The 21,292-nt window shown below is 32.5% G+C and carries 24 protein-coding genes; 8 read left to right on the top strand and 16 right to left on the bottom strand.

The features are described 5' to 3' along the window. Nucleotide 1 precedes the first annotated feature (1 nt). The 7 genes from OA93_RS10755 (at nucleotide 2) to OA93_RS10725 (ending at nucleotide 5,119) form a co-directional block, all read left to right on the top strand. Nucleotides 2–529 carry an NADAR family protein gene (locus tag OA93_RS10755; RefSeq protein ID WP_039113195.1) on the top strand — a complete coding sequence of 176 codons (528 nt, stop codon included), beginning with the start codon at nucleotides 2–4 and terminating at the stop codon, nucleotides 527–529. A 6-nt stretch (nucleotides 530–535) separates the two neighbouring features. Next, nucleotides 536–1,006 carry a macro domain-containing protein gene (locus tag OA93_RS10750; protein ID WP_039113194.1) on the top strand — a complete coding sequence of 157 codons (471 nt, stop codon included), beginning with the start codon at nucleotides 536–538 and terminating at the stop codon, nucleotides 1,004–1,006. Between the two features lie 65 nt (nucleotides 1,007–1,071). Further along, nucleotides 1,072–1,707, top strand: coding sequence for a DUF4291 domain-containing protein (locus tag OA93_RS10745; RefSeq protein ID WP_039113193.1), 636 nt, complete (start codon nucleotides 1,072–1,074; stop codon nucleotides 1,705–1,707). Nucleotides 1,708–1,712: 5 nt separating this feature from the next. Continuing rightward, nucleotides 1,713–2,255: an RNA 2'-phosphotransferase gene (locus OA93_RS10740; RefSeq protein ID WP_039113192.1), complete on the top strand. Its 543-nt coding sequence runs from the start codon at nucleotides 1,713–1,715 to the stop codon at nucleotides 2,253–2,255. A 9-nt stretch (nucleotides 2,256–2,264) separates the two neighbouring features. Continuing rightward, nucleotides 2,265–2,867 (top strand): macro domain-containing protein, encoded by a 603-nt coding sequence (locus OA93_RS10735; protein ID WP_052259427.1) that lies wholly within the window; start codon nucleotides 2,265–2,267, stop codon nucleotides 2,865–2,867. Nucleotides 2,868–2,901: 34 nt separating this feature from the next. Next, complete coding sequence (locus OA93_RS10730) at nucleotides 2,902–3,633, top strand: metallophosphoesterase family protein (protein ID WP_039113191.1); 732 nt, start codon at nucleotides 2,902–2,904, stop codon at nucleotides 3,631–3,633. A gap of 16 nt (nucleotides 3,634–3,649) precedes the next feature. Next, the gene (locus tag OA93_RS10725; protein ID WP_039113190.1) at nucleotides 3,650–5,119 is read left to right on the top strand and encodes a nicotinate phosphoribosyltransferase; all 1,470 of its coding nucleotides are present in this window, start codon (nucleotides 3,650–3,652) and stop codon (nucleotides 5,117–5,119) included. 242 nt (nucleotides 5,120–5,361) lie between these two features. Here OA93_RS10725 and nadD read toward each other — a convergent pair whose 3' ends face one another. The 5 genes from nadD to OA93_RS10700 form a co-directional block, all read right to left on the bottom strand. Next, nucleotides 5,362–5,943: a nicotinate (nicotinamide) nucleotide adenylyltransferase gene (nadD, locus tag OA93_RS10720; protein WP_039113189.1), complete on the bottom strand. Its 582-nt coding sequence runs from the start codon at nucleotides 5,941–5,943 to the stop codon at nucleotides 5,362–5,364. Between the two features lie 114 nt (nucleotides 5,944–6,057). Next, nucleotides 6,058–6,480, bottom strand: coding sequence for a DoxX family protein (locus tag OA93_RS10715; RefSeq protein ID WP_039113188.1), 423 nt, complete (start codon nucleotides 6,478–6,480; stop codon nucleotides 6,058–6,060). A gap of 61 nt (nucleotides 6,481–6,541) precedes the next feature. After that, nucleotides 6,542–7,114, bottom strand: a complete 573-nt coding sequence (gene gmk, locus OA93_RS10710; RefSeq protein WP_035617693.1) for a guanylate kinase — start codon at nucleotides 7,112–7,114, stop codon at nucleotides 6,542–6,544. A 71-nt stretch (nucleotides 7,115–7,185) separates the two neighbouring features. After that, entirely contained in the window at nucleotides 7,186–8,046 is an 861-nt protein-coding gene (locus tag OA93_RS10705; protein WP_039113187.1) for a YicC/YloC family endoribonuclease, read from the bottom strand. A 58-nt stretch (nucleotides 8,047–8,104) separates the two neighbouring features. Continuing rightward, a complete protein-coding gene (locus OA93_RS10700; RefSeq protein ID WP_039113186.1) occupies nucleotides 8,105–8,458 on the bottom strand; it encodes an ArsC/Spx/MgsR family protein in 354 nt (117 codons plus the stop codon). Nucleotides 8,459–8,533: 75 nt separating this feature from the next. Here OA93_RS10700 and OA93_RS10695 point away from each other — a divergent pair, with 75 nt between their 5' ends. Next, nucleotides 8,534–8,989 (top strand): DinB family protein, encoded by a 456-nt coding sequence (locus OA93_RS10695; RefSeq protein ID WP_039113185.1) that lies wholly within the window; start codon nucleotides 8,534–8,536, stop codon nucleotides 8,987–8,989. On the opposite strand, the gene OA93_RS10690 is transcribed toward OA93_RS10695, so the two are convergent. The 11 genes from OA93_RS10690 to OA93_RS10635 all read right to left on the bottom strand — a co-directional run bounded on the left by OA93_RS10690 (nucleotide 8,982) and on the right by OA93_RS10635 (nucleotide 21,278). Beyond that, complete coding sequence (locus OA93_RS10690) at nucleotides 8,982–9,491, bottom strand: septal ring lytic transglycosylase RlpA family protein (protein WP_039113184.1); 510 nt, start codon at nucleotides 9,489–9,491, stop codon at nucleotides 8,982–8,984. The two genes, OA93_RS10695 and OA93_RS10690, sit on opposite strands and share 8 nt — an antisense overlap. Nucleotides 9,492–9,577: 86 nt before the next feature. Next, entirely contained in the window at nucleotides 9,578–10,000 is a 423-nt protein-coding gene (locus OA93_RS10685; RefSeq protein WP_039113183.1) for a hypothetical protein, read from the bottom strand. Between the two features lie 105 nt (nucleotides 10,001–10,105). Next, entirely contained in the window at nucleotides 10,106–12,922 is a 2,817-nt protein-coding gene (locus tag OA93_RS10680) for a TonB-dependent receptor (RefSeq protein WP_039113182.1), read from the bottom strand. A 320-nt stretch (nucleotides 12,923–13,242) separates the two neighbouring features. Then, complete coding sequence (pgi, locus tag OA93_RS10670; RefSeq protein WP_039113180.1) at nucleotides 13,243–14,886, bottom strand: glucose-6-phosphate isomerase; 1,644 nt, start codon at nucleotides 14,884–14,886, stop codon at nucleotides 13,243–13,245. A 134-nt stretch (nucleotides 14,887–15,020) separates the two neighbouring features. Then, nucleotides 15,021–15,773: a hypothetical protein gene (locus tag OA93_RS10665; RefSeq protein ID WP_039113179.1), complete on the bottom strand. Its 753-nt coding sequence runs from the start codon at nucleotides 15,771–15,773 to the stop codon at nucleotides 15,021–15,023. Beyond that, entirely contained in the window at nucleotides 15,773–16,393 is a 621-nt protein-coding gene (locus OA93_RS10660) for a hypothetical protein (protein ID WP_039113177.1), read from the bottom strand. The genes OA93_RS10665 and OA93_RS10660 overlap by 1 nt, the downstream gene beginning before the upstream one ends. Before the next feature lie 35 nt (nucleotides 16,394–16,428). After that, nucleotides 16,429–17,649, bottom strand: a complete 1,221-nt coding sequence (locus tag OA93_RS10655; RefSeq protein ID WP_039113176.1) for a peptidoglycan DD-metalloendopeptidase family protein — start codon at nucleotides 17,647–17,649, stop codon at nucleotides 16,429–16,431. Between the two features lie 19 nt (nucleotides 17,650–17,668). After that, nucleotides 17,669–18,610, bottom strand: a complete 942-nt coding sequence (locus OA93_RS10650; RefSeq protein WP_039113175.1) for a tryptophan 2,3-dioxygenase family protein — start codon at nucleotides 18,608–18,610, stop codon at nucleotides 17,669–17,671. Next, entirely contained in the window at nucleotides 18,610–19,377 is a 768-nt protein-coding gene (locus OA93_RS10645; RefSeq protein ID WP_039113174.1) for a DUF3108 domain-containing protein, read from the bottom strand. The genes OA93_RS10650 and OA93_RS10645 overlap by 1 nt, the downstream gene beginning before the upstream one ends. Before the next feature lie 292 nt (nucleotides 19,378–19,669). Next, nucleotides 19,670–20,830: a 4-hydroxyphenylpyruvate dioxygenase gene (gene hppD, locus OA93_RS10640; RefSeq protein ID WP_039113173.1), complete on the bottom strand. Its 1,161-nt coding sequence runs from the start codon at nucleotides 20,828–20,830 to the stop codon at nucleotides 19,670–19,672. 85 nt (nucleotides 20,831–20,915) lie between these two features. Further along, complete coding sequence (locus tag OA93_RS10635; RefSeq protein WP_039113172.1) at nucleotides 20,916–21,278, bottom strand: four helix bundle protein; 363 nt, start codon at nucleotides 21,276–21,278, stop codon at nucleotides 20,916–20,918. Between the last annotated feature and the right edge of the window lie 14 nt (nucleotides 21,279–21,292).

Here is a 21,292-nt window from a genome sequence, read left to right as displayed (position 1 = left end):
CATGAAATACATTATAGAAAACCTAACATCGGAAAGTAAGTTTTTATTTTTCTGGGGACATCAGCCCAATAAAGACGGAAGTATCTCTAAAACTTGTTTCAGTCAGTGGTGGTTAAGTTCTTTTGAAGTTGATAAAGTAGTTTACAAAACGGCAGAACATTGGATGATGGCTAAAAAAGCCGAACTGTTTAAAGACAATGAAGTTTTACCAAAAATTATTAAAGCAAATTCTCCAGCCGAAGCTAAAAAGTTGGGAAGAGAAGTAAAGAATTATAATGAAACTCTTTGGTTAGCCGCTAGATTTGAAATTGTAAAAGAAGGGAACTACCATAAATTCAGTCAAAATGAGGAATTAAAGACTTTTCTGTTAAATACAAAAGAGAGGGTTCTAGTAGAAGCAAGTCCTGTCGATGCAATTTGGGGAATCGGGATGGCGAGCGATCATAAAGATGTTATGAATCCTGGAAAATGGAAAGGGTTGAATCTTTTGGGTTTTGCCTTGATGGAAGTTAGAGATGAATTGAAATAGTAGGGTATGAAAGATATTCAATATATAAAAGGCGATGCAACATCTCCAGAATCTGGACATAATAAGATAATTGTTCACATATGTAATGACATAGGTGGATGGGGAAAAGGGTTTGTAATGGCTATTTCAAAACGATGGAAAAAACCAGAAAATCAATATAGAGAATGGTTTAAATCGAAAGTTGATTTTGAATTGGGTAAAGTTCAATTTGTCCAAGTTGAAGAGGATCTTTGGGTTGCTAATTTAATTGGTCAGCACAAAATTAATAAGGACGAGAATGGAAATGCTCCAATAAGATACGATGCTATCGAACAAGGCTTAAAAGAAGTTGCTCTTTTTGCAAACAAGAATAAAGCTAGTATTCATATGCCAAGAATTGGCTGTGGTTTAGCAGGAGGAAAGTGGGAGATGATAGAACCTATTATCTTGGAAACACTTTCTGATAATAACATAGAAACAACAGTATATGATTTTTAGATAAAATTAAAAATCAATCTGTTTTAATTAAAACAGCACAATGAACATATTGTGAGCAAAATAAAATGAAAATAGAATTAAAAAAATATGATGAGCAAATTGCAGAATGGCCAAAATCAGGTTATCACATTATGGCTCAATATGACGAGGAGGAAATAATAGTTTATCAATCATACCGAAAAGAAATAGGGGATTTTGCAGTTGAAAATCAATTTTTTGGTGGAGAGTTTAGTCTTACTAGAATGACTTGGATTAAGCCTAATTTTCTGTGGATGATGTACAGAAACGGATGGGGAACAAAAGAAGGACAAGAAGTGGTGTTGGCAATTCATCTTAAAATTTCAGCATTCAATAGGTATTTACAAAATGCAGTTTACTCGTCTTATGATTCATCACTTGGAATAAGTCGTGAAGAATGGCAAACGCAGGTAAAAACATCATCAATAAGATTACAATGGGATCCAGATCATGATCCTTACGGAAATAAGTTAGAGAGAAGAGCCATTCAGATTGGTTTAAGAGATGACTTTATAAAATCTTTTGCAAAAGAGGATATAGTATTAATCGAGGATATTTCAGATTTTGTAAAAGAACAATATGAATTTGTTCAGAATAAACAATTAGAATATTTGATGGTTTCCGCTGAGAGACCTTTCCTTTTTGAGGATGAAGAATTAAATAAGAAATTAAAAATTTCATAGAAATCATGAATGAAAAAATAGCAAAAAACATTAGCAAATTCCTGAGTTTAGTACTCAGACATTCGCCAGAAACCATAAATTTAAAACTAGACGAAAATGGTTGGGCAGATGTAGAAGAATTGATTGCAAAATGTTCGAAAAACGGAAATACATTAGATTCAGAACTTCTGGATTATGTAGTAGAAAATAACGATAAGAAAAGATTTGCTTTTAATGAAGATAAAACTAAAATAAGAGCAAGTCAGGGGCATTCAATTTCGGTTGAGTTAAACCTGAATGAAGCTGAACCTTCGGAGTTCTTGTATCACGGAACAGTTGGGAAGTTTATGGATAGTATCAAAAAAGAAGGACTCCAGAAAATGAGCCGTCAACACGTACATCTTAGCCAGGATAGAGAAACAGCTATTAAAGTGGGTGGAAGAAGAGGATCTCCACAGATTTTAAGCATTAGAAGTGGTGCCATGCACAGAGACGGATTTAAATTTTATTTGTCTGAAAATAATGTTTGGTTAACAGATGCTGTTCCGGTTAGATATATTCAATTTTAATTCAAAAATATGCTGCATATAAAATTGGTTTACTTAGAAGATGAACTTGGCAATTCATGGAGAAATGATTTTTCAGAATGTGAGAATCTCAGTATAATAAAAGGGGATATTACAAAAATAAAATCTGATGCAGTAGTAAGTCCAGCAAATTCATTTGGATTCATGGACGGAGGATTAGATTGGCATTTGTCAGAAAGATTTGGATGGCATTTGCAGGATGAACTTCAAGTAAAAATTGCTCAACTTGATGAAAGAGAACTCTTAATTGGAAGATCAATCACATTAGAAACAGGAGATAGTGAAGTTCCCTTTTTAATCTCAGCTCCAACTATGCGAGTTCCGATGAGCTTTAATATTGCAACTTCACTAAATGCCTTTCTAGCTATGAAAGCAATTTTGATAGCTTGTATAAATAATCCTAAAATAGAAACAGTCACAATTCCGGGTTTATGTACTGGATGCGGAAGAATGCCTTTTCATATTGCTTCTAATCAAATGTTTTTGGCTTATGATGAAATTATAAATAGAAATTACAAAGAATATAAAACTTTCGGCGATACCCAAAAGTACCAATATAGACTAAACGAAAAAGGACTAATCTGGGATTATTAAGTAACAAAAACCACTACTTCATTTATAAATAAATATAATGAGAACATTAGTTATTGGAGATATTCACGGAGGTTTAAAAGCTTTGGTTCAATTATTAGAAAGAGTGGAGGTTAAAGAAAATGACCACCTTATTTTTTTGGGAGATTATGTTGATGGTTGGAGCGAATCGGCAGCTGTAATTGATTTTCTTATCGAATTGAATAAAACACATAGTTGTATATTTATTAAAGGAAATCATGATATTTGGTGTCAAGAATGGTTACAATCAGGAAAGCCAAATAGTATTTGGTTGCAACACGGAGGAACGGTGACTATAAAAAGCTATGAAAATTATGCTACTGAGAAAATAATGGAGCATTTGTTCTTTTTCGAAAGTATGAAAGATTATCATGTTGATGAGCAAAATCGCCTATTTATTCACGCAGGATTTTCATCAATGCACGGTCCAGAGAAGGAACATTATTCGAGTAATTATTCTTGGGACAGAACATTATGGGAAATGGCGTTGATAATGGATAAACGAATAAAAAAAGATTCGCTTTTATACCCCAAAAGATTATTACTTTACGAAGAAATATACATAGGTCATACACCAACATTAAATTACAATATTCAAGTTCCTATGCAAGGTTGTAATGTTTGGAATATTGATACAGGAGCTGCTTTTTACGGGAAATTATCCTGTATGGATATTGAGACAAAAACAGTTTGGCAAAGTAATATAGTTCAGGAATTATATCCGAACGAAAAAGGAAGAAATAAATAATAATAACAATAAAACCATGAACCCACTATTATTAACAGATGGTTACAAAGTTGACCACAGAAGACAATATCCAACAGGAACATCATTAGTATATTCTAACTGGACACCGAGAAAATCTAGAATCGAAGGAGTTGATGAAGTTGTATTTTTTGGATTGCAATATTTTATCAAAAAATATATTATTCAGGATTTCGATTTATACTTTTTTAAACAACCAAAAGAAGAAGTTATAAAAAAATACTCTCGTAGAATCAATAATTATTTAGGCGAAAACCAAGTTGGAACCAAACATATTGAGGATTTACATGATTTAGGATATATACCGATGGTTTTTAAAGCATTGCCAGAAGGAGCAAGCGTTCCTGTTCGTGTGCCTATGTTTACGATGTATAATACAATACCAGAGTTTTTTTGGTTAACAAATTATTTCGAAACATTACTTTCAGCAGTAGTTTGGTTGCCTTGTAACTCTGCAACAATTGCTAAGCAGTATAGAATTGTACTTGATAAATACGCACAAGAAACTTCATCAGTTCCAGAGTTTGTAGATTGGCAAGGACATGATTTCTCTATGAGAGGAATGGGAGGAATAGAAGCTGCGGTAACTTCATCTGCGGGACATTTATTAAGCTTTACAGGTTCTGACACAATTCCTGCAATTGATTTTCTAGAGGAATATTATAACGCTAATTCCGATGTTGAACTAGTTGCTGGATCTGTAGCTGCAACAGAACATTCTGTAATGTGTATGGGAACTACTGAGGGAGAATGCGAAACTTTTAAAAGATTGATTTGCGAAGTGTATCCTAAAGGAATTGTTTCTATCGTTTCTGACACTTGGGATTTATGGAAAGTGTTAATTGATTATTTGCCTCGATTAAAAGAAGAGATTCTTTCTAGAGAAGGTAAAGTAGTAATTAGACCTGATAGTGGAGATCCTGTTGACATTATTTGTGGTAATCCAAACGGGAAGACAGAACAAGAAAAGAAAGGTGTTATTGAGTTAATCTGGGATGTTTTTGGAGGAACTACAAATAGCAAAGGATATAAAGAATTAGTACCACAAATTGGGGCAATATATGGTGATAGTATTACTGTAGCGAGAGCCACTCAAATTTGCGAAAGATTAAAAGCCAAAGGTTTTGCTTCTACAAATGTGGTTTTAGGAATTGGATCATTTACGTACCAATACAATACCAGAGATACTTTTGGTTTTGCAATGAAAGCTACGTATGGTGAAGTAAACGGAGAAGGAAGAGCAATCTTTAAAGATCCAATTACTGATGATGGAACTAAAAAATCGGCTAAAGGATTAATGAAAATTGACCTAGTAGATGGTGTATATCAATTAACAGATAATGTTTCTTGGGAAGAAGAGGGTAAAGGGGAATTAAAAGAAGTCTTTAGAGATGGAAAATTATTAATCGACCACTCATTAACTGAGATTAGAGCGAGAGTTAAAACTCAATTAAGTGTAATGGTGTAATGTTTTCAACGGATTAATTCCGAAGCTTCGGGATTAATTCGTTCTTAGTAATGTTTGTTTTGCCGTTGTATTTGTCTTTTCGACGAAGGAGAAATCTCCACTAGAAACTCGACAAGGACTCACAACATTAGGAAGGAGCTACTTGTGTAGATTTCTCCTTCGTCGAAAAGACAAGATTGTGTGTTAAGAATCTTTAAAATGATAAAAAAAGCTGTCTGAAAAATATTTTTCAGACAGCTTTTTTACTTCTTATAAAAATTATTGTGGTCAATATATTCCCAGACTTTCTCGGGTAATAATGGCTGAATATTTTTTCCTTCTTTAATATTATTACGAATAAAAGTAGAAGATATTTCTACAATTGGCGCATCTATTAAATGAATTTTAGGATGATTTTTTAGTTCTAAATTTTCTACTTCAGATGAAATTCTTGGATAAACATAAATGTCATAATCTTGAAGAATCACTTCGTAGTTCTTCCATTTATGAAGTGTTTTTAAATTGTCTTCGCCCATAATCAATGAAAATTCATGATTAGGATATCTTTCTTGTAAATGAACTAATGTATTTACAGTATAATTAGGCTGAGAGAGTTTAAACTCAATATCTGAAGGTTTTAATTTATCAAAACTATCTGTAGCCAAATGAACCATTTGTAAACGATGGTAATCGTCTAGTAATGTATCCTTCTTTTTAAGAGGGTTATGTGGTGTAACTACCATCCAAACCTGGTCTAAATCGGCATGTTCTGCCATGTGATTGGCAATGATAAGATGCCCAACATGTATGGGATTGAAAGTTCCGAAATAAAGACCAATTTTCATAAAAAAGGTAATTTTGTTTGATAGATTAAATAGCTTTAACTACATCAGTATTTTAACTGGATGAGGTTTTATCTTTTTTACTTTCAAATTGTTCTAAAATAATAGCTGTTAAGCTTAAAAACGACTCTTTTTACTAATGAAATTGTCTATCGAGAATTTACCACTTCCTGTTACAAAAAGAAGTAAATAAAATAATAGATATAAAATCGCCATTTCTTTAACATCGATTGGGTCAGCTCCGTGAACAACAAATACAGCAACTAACATTGTTATTATTAAAGGAATCGAAGCTAATCTTGTTGCTAAACCTATTGCAATAAGAAATGAACATACAACTTCGGCAAAAACAGCAAGACCTAAAGAAAACGTACTACCTACTCCCAGAGGATCCGGAAATTGAATTTCACCTCCGGCTAAAAGTGTATTTAACTTTGGTAAACCATGAAAAATCATCAATGTTGCAATTGATAATCGGATTATAAGAATAATAAAATCGACTTTGTTTTCGCTTCTTTTTACCTGAAATAATCTGTTCATAATAGTACTGTTTTTTATTTTTAAAATAATTGGCGTTTATATTGCTTTTTAGAGCGTGATCTTATTTATTAATAAACTCTTTTACCAGTTGGTAAGCTTCTTCTTTGGCAGTATCCAAATCGTAGTTCTTGATGATTTTATCAAATTGCGGAGCAGTTGCCAATTCTACAGATGCTTTTGCAATACGCATATTAATTTTGTCTTCACTTTCAGTCGAGCGTTTTTTCAAACGAATTTTCAACTCATCGATACTTGGTGGTTTTACAAAAACGGCAAGAGTTTCTTCAGGAAATTTATGCTTAATACGTAATCCTCCAGAAACATCAATGTCAAAAATCACATTTTTTCCTAAAGCCCAAATGCGTTCGATTTCGCTTTTTAAAGTCCCATAAAAATTATCACGATATACTTCTTCCCACTCCAGGAAATCTTCGGCTTTAATATGTTTTTTAAATTCTTCTAATGAAATAAAGTAATAATCAGTTCCATGAACTTCCTCTCCGCGAGGTTCACGTGAGGCTGCTGAAATAGAAAATTCTAAGTTTAAATCTTCTTTACTTAATAAATGTCTAACAATGGTTGTTTTTCCTGAACCGGAAGGTGCTGAGAATACGATTAATTTCCCTTTTTTCATTACTTATGCTTTTGGCCTTAAGCATTATGCTTTAAGCTTTTATTTAGTATATCTTTTTTGGTTTCTAGTTTTTACAAAACATTCAAAACCTGCTCTTTAATTTTCTCAAGTTCATCTTTCATCATCACGACCAATTTTTGCATTTGAGCATGATTAGACTTAGAACCCATAGTATTGATTTCACGTCCCATTTCTTGAGTTATAAAACCTAATTTTCTACCATTGGCTTCAGTACCATCGATAGTTTGAAGGAAATAATCAAGATGATTGGTCAAGCGTACTTTTTCTTCAGTTATATCTAGTTTTTCTAGATAGTAGATAAGTTCTTGCTCAAAACGATTTTCATCAACATTTACTTTAAGTTCAGAAATTGCAGTTTGCAAACGGTCTTTGATAGCCTGAACACGTTCTGGGTCTAATGCTAAAGCATCTGTCATGTACTGACGGATATTACCTATTCGTAATTGAAATTCTTTTTCAAGAGATTCACCTTCATCTTTTCTAAAATTCAAGATGTTTTGTAAAGCTTCCTCGATTACAGTTTGAATTTGTTCCCAATCATTCTCATCAATTTCTTCACGTTCCGTTTTTAATGTGTCTGGCATACGAATAGCCATTTTCATTAATTCAGTTTCATCAGCTTCAGGATAAACTTCCTTCAGTTGGTTGATATAAATTCTCACGATAGGAACATTTACTTTCGTAGATGTTTGTTCGGAAGTACTTTCGATAAAAATAGAAAAATCGACTTTACCTCTTTCTAGTTTCAGTGCAATCTGATTGCGTAAACCCAACTCCATTTCTCTGTAAAGTGAAGGCATTCTCACATTAAGGTCTAAACCTTTACTGTTTAACGATTTTACTTCTACAGTAATTTTTTTTGTTGGTAATTGCAAAGAAGCTTTGCCGAACCCTGTCATGGATTGTATCATATAAATTGGATATAGAGGGGCAAAGATAATGAAATATTTGGTGTATTGTTGATGATGGTTATTTGGTTAAAACCTTCATTACCTGTAAGATATTTTGTTGCGAGTTGCCAATGTATATTTTTTCGTCAATAATAAAGACAGGTCGGCTCAAGAAAGTATAATGTTCTAATATGTATTTCTTAAAATCGGCTTCGGTCAGGGATTTGTTTTTTAAATCCATAGATTTATATAATTGGGCCTTTTTGCTAAATAAAGCCTCGTAACTACCAGATAGTTGATGCATTTCCTCAAGCTCAGTTTCAGTAATTGGATTTTGCTTGATGTCATGAAAAACCAAGTCATTATCTTTAGGTAATCCTTTTATAATTTTACGACAAGTATCGCAAGAAGCGAGGTAGTATATTTTGTTCATAGTATCAAAGTTTTGAGTGCAAAGAAAATTCATTTAATATTTAAATTGTTTATTTTTATAAAAAAAAACATAATCATGAATCAAGCATTTGAAGCAACTAGAGTAAGCAGAAATTTAATTTTACAATTTTTAGATAATTATTCATTAGAGCAATTAAACAAAGTTCCTGAGGGATTTAATAATAATATAATTTGGAATGTTGCGCATATTGTTGTTACACAACAACTTCTGGTTTATAAGTTATCAGGGTTGCCAATGATGGTTTCGGACGAGTTGGTTGCAAAATATAGAAAAGACACCAAGCCTGAAGGTGATGTATCACAAGCAGAACTTCAAGAAATTAAATCTTTGCTTTTTGAAACTATAAAGAAAACAGAAGCAGATTATAATGCTAATGCGTTTAAAACATATAATGAGTTAACAACAAGTCTTGGTTTTATCTTTAAAAATATTGAAGATGCATTGTCTTTTAACAACTACCACGAAGCACTCCATGTTGGAATCATGATGAGTATCCGAAAATTTATTTAATTTTTTCTATTGTTTCGATAGTTACAGTCATTGCTCCGGCACCTTTGTGTTTAGTGATGTCCATAAAAGCACGTTTTGATAAGTCTATTTCACGTGTTCTTACAAATGGGCCTCTATCTGTGATTTCTACAATTACAAATTTTCCATTGGCTTCGTTTGTAACTTTTACTTTAGTACCAAACGGAAGTTTTTTGTGAGCAGCAGTATATTTATTGTTGTTGAAGCGACTTCCGTTTGCAGTTTTTCGACCATTAAAACGATCTGAATAATAGGAAGCGTGAGCAGATTTTTTGTAAATTTTTAACTTGGAATTTTTATCTATAGTTATAGAGTCTTTTTCTGTATTAGTAGGGGAGGCAACAGTTTTATTTTTTTGGTTTTTTAAAGTATCCTGTATTACTTTAGGATCTACTGGTTTGGTTTGACCGTTTAGATATGAAAAACCACAGCTTAAAAAAGTAATGATTAGGATAGAAAGTATGATGGTTGTTTTATTACTCATAAATTTTATTTTTAAGATGGATATACTTACACAAATAATATGCCGAAATTAAAAAAAGCCCTGTAATTAGGGCTTTATTTGTGTTTTTAGAACCATAACTTCCATGGTAATCTACTTAGAATCAGTACTAATCCTAATCCGTAAAATATTGCAAATGTTTTGAATTTTGACTCGCTAGTAGTCAGGTTTTTATGTTTTGACCATCCGATAGTTATCAAAATGATAGCTATAATATTGATTAATGGGTGTTCTAATGATGTAAGTCTAAGGTCTGCGTTTGACATTTGTCCGAAAGCAGCTTTTCCAAGAGGAGAAACGAAATAAAGGATTAATCCGATTAGTAATTGCGTATGAGTAGCGATTAATGTAAAAAGACCAATTTTACGATCTGTTGGTGTAAAATCTTTTTTTGAGGTAAAACCAATAATTGCATTTATAACTGCAACTAATAGAAGGATTAAGACAATATAAGCCCATCCTGAGTGAAATTTTTGTATGAATTCGTACATAGAACTAAAGTTTTTTAAACAAATATAAGCAAAATTATGGCATAAAAAAACGGCATTAAGCTAAAAAGCCAATGCCGTTTTTGTGAATTTTATGTTGTGATTTTTTTAGAAATCGTAACGTAAAGTAAAGTTCCAAGTTCTTCCGAAACCAAAGAATACTTGGTTACCTGTTGCTACACCGTCATATATTTTTCCAGCTGAAGCATAAGTAGGTCCATTTTTTCCATTGATGAAATCGTCAGTAAAATAATTAGTTCTAGATTCAGCAATGTAAATTTTGTCTAAAACGTTGTTTACGTTTAATCTAAAGTTCATTGATCTGTTTTTGTCTTTACCTACAAGCATTTTGTATGAGAAACCTGCATCCATTACTCCGTAATTAGGTAGCTCTAATGCTCCTTTGTTATCTGGAGATGTAAAGTTAACTGGGCTTAATCCTGCATATAAGTTGTCATTGTAATTGTAATTAGCATCAACAGTAACTCTTGGTAATACTTCGTAAGAAGCTCCTAAAGAAGCTGTCATTTGCGCTGCATCACCTACTTTTACTTTGTCCATGTAAACGGTAACACCTGTATATGCTGGAATTGGAGTGTTATCTGCTTGTAAATAAGCATTTACAGTTGCGTTTCCTTTGTATTCCCAAATTCCGTAAGAGAACATAGCGTTAACTTTTAATTTATCTGTTATGTTAGAATTTGCTTCAAACTCAATTCCAGAGTGAACTTCATTAAGTCCTAAATATTCTGTATAAGTTGTATTTGAAGGGAATTCAGTAGTAGTTGGAAGTGGGTTACCTTTTAAGTATCTGTCATTCCAAGTTGTGTTGTAAACGTTTACAGTAGCATTAAAGAAACGAGAACGGAATCCGTATCCAGCTTCAAAACCAATAATCTTTTCGTTTGTAAGGTTAGGGTTTACTGTAGATTTGTTATTTGGGTAAACTGAGTTAAAGAATGGTTGTTTAGAGTAATAACCTGCATTTACATACACATTGTTTTTCTCATTAATGTTGTAGTTTGCACCACCTTTTACGTTACCACCTAAGATGTTTTTAAAATCTGTAGAAGATAATGGATCTGTAGTTTTGTATAAGAAATCATCTTCTCTTTGGTATCCTTGTTGAGAAATTGCTCCTTGTATAAATGCAGTTAGATTATCTTTAGAGTACTCAAGTTGAGTAAAAGCTCCGTACCATCTTACATTTCCAGTACTGTTAAATGAAATTTTGTCATAATCCTTATTTTGGAAAGGATTCCATTGTACAGATGTTGAGTAAGTAGAAGTAAGGTGTCTACCGTCTGGTTTTAAATCGGCAACACTGTTATCAAAGAATTCTCCACCACCAAATAAGTCATTTACAACTGTATAGTGATATCCTTTGTAAGTTCTAGCATCAACTCCAAAATCTAAAGTTAATGTATTGCTTAATTTTTTATTCAAGTTGATTACTGCTCCATACCAGTCATGAGAGTTGATAGAAGAAGTTTGTGAAATTCCAGAAGTACCAGTACTAGCACCTTCAGGAGCATTAGTTCCAGAACTAAAACCGTTTTGGTAAACTCCGTCTATTTTTGCTCTAGTTTGTGGACCTGTAAAACCATTGATGAAAACTGATTGACCAGAGTTGTATGCTGCGATTTTATCATAATCTACTAATCCGTTAGCATCTCTAAAAGCAACAGCATCGCTATAAACTTTTCCTCTAATTCCTCCTGCACCACTTGCTCCGGCTCCACGTCCCCATGATGCATAAAGTACACTAGAAAGTTTAGTAGTTTCGTTTATTTTATAATCCCAGTTGATAGATGCAACAGGCTTGTGGTAGTAATTTTTTTTGATATTGTATCTCTCACCATTTAAGTACCCATTATCAGCGTTGTATCTTGTATTTGGGTTTTCAAGAGAACCGTATTTTTGGTAAGTTTCAATTGATATGTTTGTTGATCTTTGGTTGTGCCATTGTGGCGCACCAGTTACAGTAAATTGAAAATCGTGTTTGTTGTCTTTTGTAGCATATCCTAAAGCTACGAAGTAGTTAGTTCCTTCAAATTCAGTTCCGTTAATATATCCATCTCCCATTGTTTGAGATAATAATACAGAAGCAGAAAGTCCGTTATCTAATTTTCCAGTATTGTAAGATCCTTGTAATTTTAAATAATTTGCATTACCAAATCCAGAAGAAAATGAACCTCCTTGTTTGATGTCAGAAGATTTAGTTACAATGTTTATTGTTCCCCCTACAGATGAAACAGCAAGTTTAGAAGAACCTAAACCTCTTTGTACCTGCATTGCAGAAGTTACATCAGAAAGTCCAGCCCAGTTACTCCAGTAAACAGTTCCACCTTCCATGTCATTAATTGGCATACCATTAACCATTACGGCAATGTTTTTTTGGTCAAATCCACGAATGTTGATTCTTGAGTCTCCGTATCCACCACCACCTTTTGTAGCGTAAACTGAAGGAGTATTTCTTAAAACCTCAGGAAATTCTTGAGTTCCTAATTTTGCTTGGATTTCTGAAGCTTTAATAGTAGAAACAGCAACAGGAGTTTTTCTGTCCTTAGCGATATCAACTACAGTACTTTTTACAACAATCTCGTCTAGTTGGTTAGAGTTTGATGTTAAAACGATAGCTCCTAAATTAACAGTTCCTCCATTAGAAACAGAAAATTTAATTGTTTTAGAGTCGTAACCTAAGTAAGAAACAACTACTTCTCCAGAGGCTACTGAAGTTGTAATAGAAAATTTACCATCAAAATCGCTTGAGCCAGCGTCTGATGACCCTTTAACTACAGCATTAGCTCCAGGTAAAGAATTAGAACCATCGGTAATTGTACCTGTGATTTTTCCTTGCGAAAATACGGTTGAAACCATCATGAACAATAGTCCCGTGAGTAACCAATTTTTCATTGTCTTCATTTGTTATTTAGTTAATTGTTTTTGGCAAAATTATAACATTTTAATCGGATAATGTTATCAAAACGTTAAGAAAATATCGTTTTGCGTAATCTCTTGAGTATTAAAGTGATTTTGTTGATTTATACTAAGGAAAATGGCATTTTTTTAAATTTTATGGATGGTTTTTTGTTAAAATATCAAAAAATAAAATCAATAAAAAGCGAGCGTATGTTAATTTTAGATAAAGCGAATAACTTGAGGATTAGTATTATAAGAAAAAGCTTATTGATTGCCAGAATCAATAAGCTTTTTGTGGATTATGTACTATAAGTTTCTAGTTCTTACTTATTCTTCAAAAAATGATTTAATAAGAAAGAGGTTGAACTATCGTGATTTTTTACTGTTTTTGTATTGATCTCATCTAATATAGAATTTGCCAATTGTTTACCTAATTCTACTCCCCATTGGTCATAGCTAAATATATTCCAGATAAGTCCCTGAACAAATATTTTGTGCTCATATAAGGCAATTAATGAACCCAGAGATTTTGGAGTTAGTTTTTGTATTAAAATAGTATTTGTTGGTTTGTTACCAGTAAATACTTTAAAAGGCAATAAGAATGCGGCTTTGTCTGCAGCAAGTCCTTGTTTGTCAAATTCAGCCTGAACTTGTGCTGCCGTTTTTCCGTGTAATAAAGCTTCGGTTTGTGCAAAGAAGTTTGACATCAATTTATTATGATGATCTTCGTTACCATATAAAGGTTCTACATATCCAATAAAATCTGTTGGGATTAATTTTGTCCCTTGGTGTATTAATTGGAAGAATGCGTGTTGCGAGTTTGTTCCAGGTTCTCCCCAAATAATAGTTCCTGTTTGGTAGTTAACAGGTTTTCCGTCACGACCTACGCTTTTTCCGTTGCTTTCCATTGTTGCTTGTTGCAAGTACGGAGCAAGTTTTTGTAAATATTGAGTGTAAGGAATTAGTGCTTCACTTTCGGCACCGAAAAAATTATTATACCAAACACTTAATAAAGCTAGAATTACAGGTAAGTTTTGGTCAAATTCAGCTGATTTAAAATGTTCGTCAGTTTCATTAGCACCGTCTAATAATTGGTTGTAATTATCAAAACCAACTGCTAAGCTAATGCTTAGGCCAACTGCACTCCATAAGGAGAAACGTCCGCCAACCCAATCCCACATCGGGAAAACGTTGTCAGGGTTAATTCCGAATTCAGTTACTTTTTGAATGTTAGTAGATACAGCAACAAAATGTTTTGCAATATCTTCTTGTGAAGCCGATTTTAAAAACCATTCTTTAATAGTTTCAGAATTGGTTAATGTTTCCTGAGTAGTAAAAGTTTTTGAAACAATTACAAATAATGTAGTTTCAGGGTTTAGTTTCTTAATAACTTCATTTACGTGATCACCATCTACATTAGAAACAAAATGTGTAGTTAAATGATTTTTGTAAAACTGTAAAGCTTCAACAGCCATAACAGGACCAAGATCTGAACCTCCAATACCAATATTAACAATATCTGTAAAAGCTTTTCCTGTAAAACCTTTTCTTTCTCCAGAAATTACTTCATGGCTAAATTTTTTGATTTTGTTTTTTACTTCGTAAACTTCTGGAATTACATTTTCTCCGTCTACTTTTATTACAGCAGATTCTGGCGCACGTAAAGCAGTGTGTAAAACAGCTCTGTTTTCAGTTTGGTTAATTATTTCACCACCAAAATATTGAGAGATCGCGTCTTTTAATCCAATAGAATTTGCCAGCTCTAATAAAAGAGAGATAGTTTCCTGATTAATATTGTTTTTAGAATAATCTAGTAGAAAGTCATTCCATTGTAAATTGAATTTTTCAACACGAGTTGCATCTTGTTGAAATAATTCTTGTATCGTAGTTTCGTGAATTGCGTTATAGTGGTTTTGTAGATTTTTCCACGCTTCAGTCCCAGTTGGGTTTGTTGTGTTTAAAGCCATTTTTTTGTCTTAATTGAAAATTTGGTTATTAAAACACAAAAATACTGAAATTAGTTTTTAATAGTGTAACGCTTCACGATTATATAACAAATAGTTACGAAAACGTTTTATGTGGCTAAATACTATTATAATGATTATTGGATTTTAATTTTCTCCCATGATGCAACTAGTTTGCCTTCTATATTGACATCTTTAATTTCATAATATTCAAGATTATTTTTAGATGTTTTTCTGAATAGCTTTTTAAAATCTTTGTCAATGAAATATTTATCGTTTAAAACAAAAGAGAATGATTTTATTTCTTTCCACTTAGAATCTTTTAAGCTATATATCGTAATTGCTTTGTATCTACTTGCGCATGATGAATAATATTCGGCTATTTCACTTTTACCATCTTTATCAATGTCTCCAATGTTTATAATACTTGAAGGATGGCAACAATTAGAGTCGGTTAAAATTCGGGGAATGCTATTATCTGTAAAATAATAAGAATCTCCTTCTTCGCAATAATTCAATGCATGTAAAACAAAAACATAATCTTCTTTTTTGTCACCATTTAAATCTCCTAGATTATTAAACCCTTCATTATAATATTCATCAAACATTTTCTTTTTAAGTCTAAAAGGCAAGCATTCTTTTGTTTTGCTTTCAGCTTCGTATTTTGAAATGTCTAATTTGAATTTTCCTTTTAAAATAGAATCGTTGATAAATTGAATGTCATTTGATAAAACAGAATCTTTTGATATGCCATTCTTAACTGCGAATAATTGCCAATCATAAGAAATTTGATTGGGCTCTAGGAATACTTTTTTTGTTCCAGTTTTTTCAACGTCATTTTTGCAAGATGTGATGCTTAAAATAATAATTATAAGGAGTAGTTTTTTCATCACCAAATCTTCCACCAAGGTTTTTTGTTTACTTCAATTGTTTTCTTGGCAGTATTGATTTCTATTCTTTTTGGAGATTCCGTTTTAATTTTAGAATCATCAAAGAACATTTCGCCATTGTCGTTCATTCCAATTGGAGTTTTGGTTCTTTCTTTCCAATCGTTGGTTTGTAGTTCAGGAATTAGCGGCAAGTTTCTTTTGTTAATAAATTTCTCTCTTGCTTTTTCTGTAATTTCTTCTTCCAGGTTTGAAGATGAATTTTTAAATAGTGTTAATGAATTGTCTGGAATGTTTAAAAGAAAAACTTGTGTTTTGTCATCAATTCTCTGAATATCTAATACTTTAAAATAAGCAATAGTATCTAATAGATAGTGACCTATCTTTGCTGAATCAGGATTGAATATTGACAAATCTTTTGCGTTAGCGCTTGCAATTAAATATCTGAAATTTCCTGAAAGACCACCGCCAAGGGTACTCATGTCAGTAAATCCTTTTTCTTGAATTATCTGTCCGACTCTATAATTTGAAATTAAATCTTCGGGCAAATTTGTATCTCTGTAAAATAGTTTTAAACCCGAAAAAGTTTCATTATAAATTGCTTTAAGACGAGTGTTTTTCATTGTTCCTGTTTTTAGAGAATGTGTTTCAGTAAAAATTATATATTCCCAATACTATCCAATTCTCTCTTTAAAGGCTCTATTTGTTTCATGAAACGGGTTTTCTCATTTCCTGTTAGAGATTCTCCAGTAGGTAAATTAAGTCGAAGAGCATCTACCTGAACGCCGTTTTTCCAGAAACGATAACATACGTGAGGTCCAGTTGCAAGTCCGGTGCTTCCTACTAATCCGATAGTTTGTCCTTGAGTTACACGTTGCCCGCGTTTTACTAATATTCGGGACATATGTAAGTATTGAGTAGAATAAGTACCGTTGTGTTTTACTTTTACAAAGTTTCCGTTTCCTGCCGTATATCCTGTAGCTTCAACAACTCCAGAGGCTGTGGTTGAAATAGGAGTTCCTGTTGGAGCTGCATAATCAGTTCCTTTGTGTGCTTTCCAGGTATGTTGTACCGGGTGAAACCTGTTGGCAGTAAATCTAGATGTGATTCGGCTAAATTTGATTGGAGTTTTTAAGAAGAAGTTTTTCAGTGTTTTTCCTTCATCATCATAATATTCAACTTTTCCTGAAGTTGTGTCTCTTTCAAAAGGAAAGGCATATATAATTTTGCCTTTATATTCAAAAAATGCAGCTTCAAGTTCTTCAACGCCATCATAAGTTTTGCCGTTTATAAAACGTTCTGTAAAAATTAATCCGTAGCGATCTCCTTTTTTAAGTTTGAAGAAATCGATAGACCATGAGAAAACTTTGGTGATTCGGCTTGCAAGTGCAGTTTCTACACTTTCATTTCCTAAAGTTTCTGATAAGGAGCTTTTTAAAACTCCTCCTATTATTTTTCGTTTAAGGGTGACAGGTTTTACTTTTTTGTATGCTTTTGCAATACTATCGCGTAAGTCGACTACGTAGTAGCTTAATGCGTCGGGTTGATATATGAAAACTTGTAAATCGTTTGTTTTGTTTTTTGATCTAAGAAGCGTGTATGGTTTATGGTATCTAATGGTTCTTACATTAAATGAATCTTTAATTTGTTCTACAATATTATAGACTTGTTTGCTTCCAATGTTTTGTCCTTGGATAATAGTCCCAAAAGTTTCACCTTTTTCTATAGTGTCATTAACCACATTGTAGTCAGCATAATTAAACCCAAAATCAACTTTTTGTGGTTTTGGTTTGGTAATTTTAGTTTCAATTTTATCCGTTGTTTTATTACATGATATTATTAAAAATAACATTATTATAATTGCTGATACTTGTTTCAAACTCTTCTTTTTTTATTAATTATATTTCTTTTTCATTTCCCCAATCGGCCAATTCTTCTGCGCTCCATAATTCTGGAAAAAATATCCTGCGTTGGTATTTAGGATGCATGTATTTTTGCCAATCACTTCCGCCTGTTGCTTCTCCATTTCCTTTTCCGCTTTCAAGAATGTATTTTCTGGCAGTATTTAAATGTTGCATTACCCAAGTAATATTTACGGTGTGGTCATAATGGCGCATTGCTTGAACTAATGCTGGGTTTTTTTGATCTTCTTCGGGAAGTTGTTTGAATTTTTGCCAAATATTTTTGGTCTTGTATTCTTTCATTTGTGTTAGAAATTGAGATTTGTATTTTTTCTCAAATTCTTGAAGTAAATATGATTTTTGACCTGTTTGATAATCTTTTCCAGCTGCTTGCCAGTATAAATGTTCAAAGCTAGTTTCTAGGTCGGTATTTGCGTCAAAGCGGTCTTTGTATCTGCGATCTGTTAAATTGATTACATCGGTTGAAGAGAATTCGACTAATCGATATTGTGCGCTCTGAAAACCACTTGCAGGAGTTAATGTATTTCTAAATTTCATATACTGCTCGACTTCCATACCGTTTTCCATAATGCTAAATGAATTGGTTAGCATATCAAAATAACGTGTAATTCTGGAAAGGCGCTCACTAAAAAAATCAGTTTGAATATTTTCCACTTCCGAAACTTGCTCAATCTCCCAAAGAATCATCTTGAAGATTAATTCGTTTACCTGATGGTACATAATAAATACCATTTCGTCAGGAAGAGTTGTTCTTTGTATTTGAAGATTTAAAAGTGCATCAGTTTGGATGTAATCCCAATACGTAATAGGTTTTGACCAAAGCAGACCTTCTAATTGTACGTCTGTTTTTTGGTTAATAGCATGGTATTTTTTATCAATTTCTTTTAAAATTGATTCTGAATTATCAGTGATATTCATTATTTTTTTACTTTAAATGGATTTTTTAATCCTTTGAATGCGTCCAAATCGGCTTTTATAGAACCAACGGCAAGATCTGCTTTTATTCGGACTGGTAATTTATTATCGTCATCTGTTATCCAGAGTGTTACGCTTTCTTTTTCTTTAAAAACTCGTCCTGATTGTACCAATGGTTTAAAAATCATTGTCGGAACGGTTCCAAATTTAGTTGTAATATCCTCACGACCTACGAATTTTAACTTAAATTTTGTTGTTTCGTCGTCAAAAAACATGTCAATTGTTATCGATTCTCCTGATTTTAGTTTGTCTATATTAGGATGGTTCCTTAAATAGTAAAAGGAGGACATAATATCTTGTACGTTTTTACCAATAACAATTGTTTTCTCTGTCTTGTGTTTGTAATCTTTTACAAGAACACGCCCATCTTGGTTAAAAAAACCTTCTTGATTCTTGGTGTAGCCGCCTTCGTCTATTTTTCGTACAAACTGATATGGGTTTCCAGTTTCTTTGTCAAAATAGCTTTCATATAAATCATCTACTTTAAAGAAAAAACGTGACATTCCGGTTGTGTAACCTTTACCCACGGCATGAAACACTTTTTTGTTGTTTACAGTAGCATCTTTTATTTCGAGTGTTGCATATCCAGCGTTTATGATACCATAATGAATTCTGAATTTGAACCATTCACCTACATCAAATGAGTCTTCTTTTTGAGTATCGAAGCTAAGTGTAAGGATTACGAATATGGAGAGGATTAGTTTTTTCATAAGATTCTTTGACAATTTATAAAATAAATGCAAATTCTATTCCAAATGTATTAAAACAAAAAAACTCAGTCAAGGAATGACTGAGTTTTTATGCTATTAACTAACCAAAAAACTATAAATTATGAAATTTATATCAATTTAGGAAGGAAACCACCCCCTCCTGTTTTGCGAGTGCAAAGATAGATATAAAGACATTAAAAATAATAGTAAAAAAGTGAGTTTAACATATCATTTGCAAAAAAAGCATCGGTTTAAAGAGGATTTTTTCACATAATGCATAAAAAATGCGTTTTTACAGCGTTCCTCGCAATTCTTGTTCTCTCTCAATCGACTCAAAAAGTGCTTTAAAGTTACCAGCACCAAATCCTTTAGCTCCCATTCTTTGAATTATTTCGAAAAATAGGGTAGGACGGTCTTGAACTGGCTTCGTGAAAATCTGTAATAGATACCCATCTTCGTCAGCGTCGACCATAATTGCTAATTTTTCAATTTCGTTGATATCTTCTTTCATCATATCCATATGAACACCTAATCTTTCAGGAATTGCCTGATAATAAGTGTGCGGAGGAGCAGATAAAAACTCAACTCCACGCGCTTTTAATTGCGATACTGTTTTTATGATATCATCGGTTGCGATGGCAATATGCTGAATTCCTGGTCCGCCATAGAAATCTAAATATTCTTCTATTTGAGATTTTTTCTTTCCTTCGGCTGGTTCATTGATTGGGAATTTAATTCTTCCGTTTCCGTTAGACATTACTTTACTCATCAAGGCCGAATATTCTGTTGTGATTTGTTTGTCATCAAACGATAAGAAATTTACGAATCCCATAACGTCTTCGTAGAATTTTACCCATGTATTCATTTCGTTCCATCCCACATTTCCAACCATATGGTCGATATATTTTAATCCTGTTGGTTCTGGATTATAGTCTGATTTCCATTCTTTGTAACCTGGTAAGAAAACACCATTATAGTTTTTTCTTTCTACAAAAATATGAACCGTTTCTCCGTAAGTGTAAATTCCAGAACGTACTACTTCTCCAAATTCATCTTTTTCGACAGTTGGTTCCATAAATGAACGTGCACCACGTTTCATAGTTTCTTCGTAAGCGCTTCTTGCATCTTCAACCCAAAGAGCGGCAACTTTTACACCATCACCATGTTTTTTAAGGTGTTCGTGTATTGGTGAATCTTGTGTTAAAGGGGTTGTTAAAACAAGTCTTATTTTGTCTTGTTTTAAAACGTAAGATGCTTTATCTCTTACTCCTGTTTCTAATCCTGCATAAGCTAATGATTGGTAACCAAAAGCTGTTTTGTAATAATGTGCCGATTGTTTTGCATTTCCTACGTAGAATTCTACATAATCTGTTCCTAATAACGGAAGGAAATCTTGTGCTCCTTCAAAGATTTTTTCTAATCCGTATTCTACTGATTTTACCTGTTTCATAATTAGATAATTTGATAATGAGAAAATTAGATAATTTTTGACGTGTTAATTAAATTAATTTTCTAATTGACACATTTTTTAAATTATCTCATTTTTTCATCTTAGATGTTGATATTATTTTGTTTAAAATTTTTAAAATTTCTGATAATTCATTTAATAATCCTTTACAGTCTGGATAACCTTTATGAGCATCACATAAGAACAACCAATATTCTGCTTCGTCTGCTTCCTTAATGGCTATTTTTAATTTATGTATAAAATCGGCTTTACTTTCTGCGTTTTGAGATTCTTTTGAATTGGCTCCAATTGATGTTCCGCTTTTTAATAACTGATTTGCAATTACGAATTTCTTTTGTTCTTGAAGTTCAGTCGTGTAATCAATTATGTTTAATGCGAAATTGAATGTTTTAATTAAAAGAGCGTTGTCTTTATATTTTTCGTTGAAAGTCATTTGTTTTAATTTGA

This window comes from Flavobacterium sp. KMS (assembly GCF_000813005.1).
Classification (GTDB): Bacteria; Bacteroidota; Bacteroidia; order Flavobacteriales; family Flavobacteriaceae; genus Flavobacterium.
Note: the sequence above shows the minus strand (reverse complement) of the source record. Positions and strands in the feature narration are given on the sequence as shown.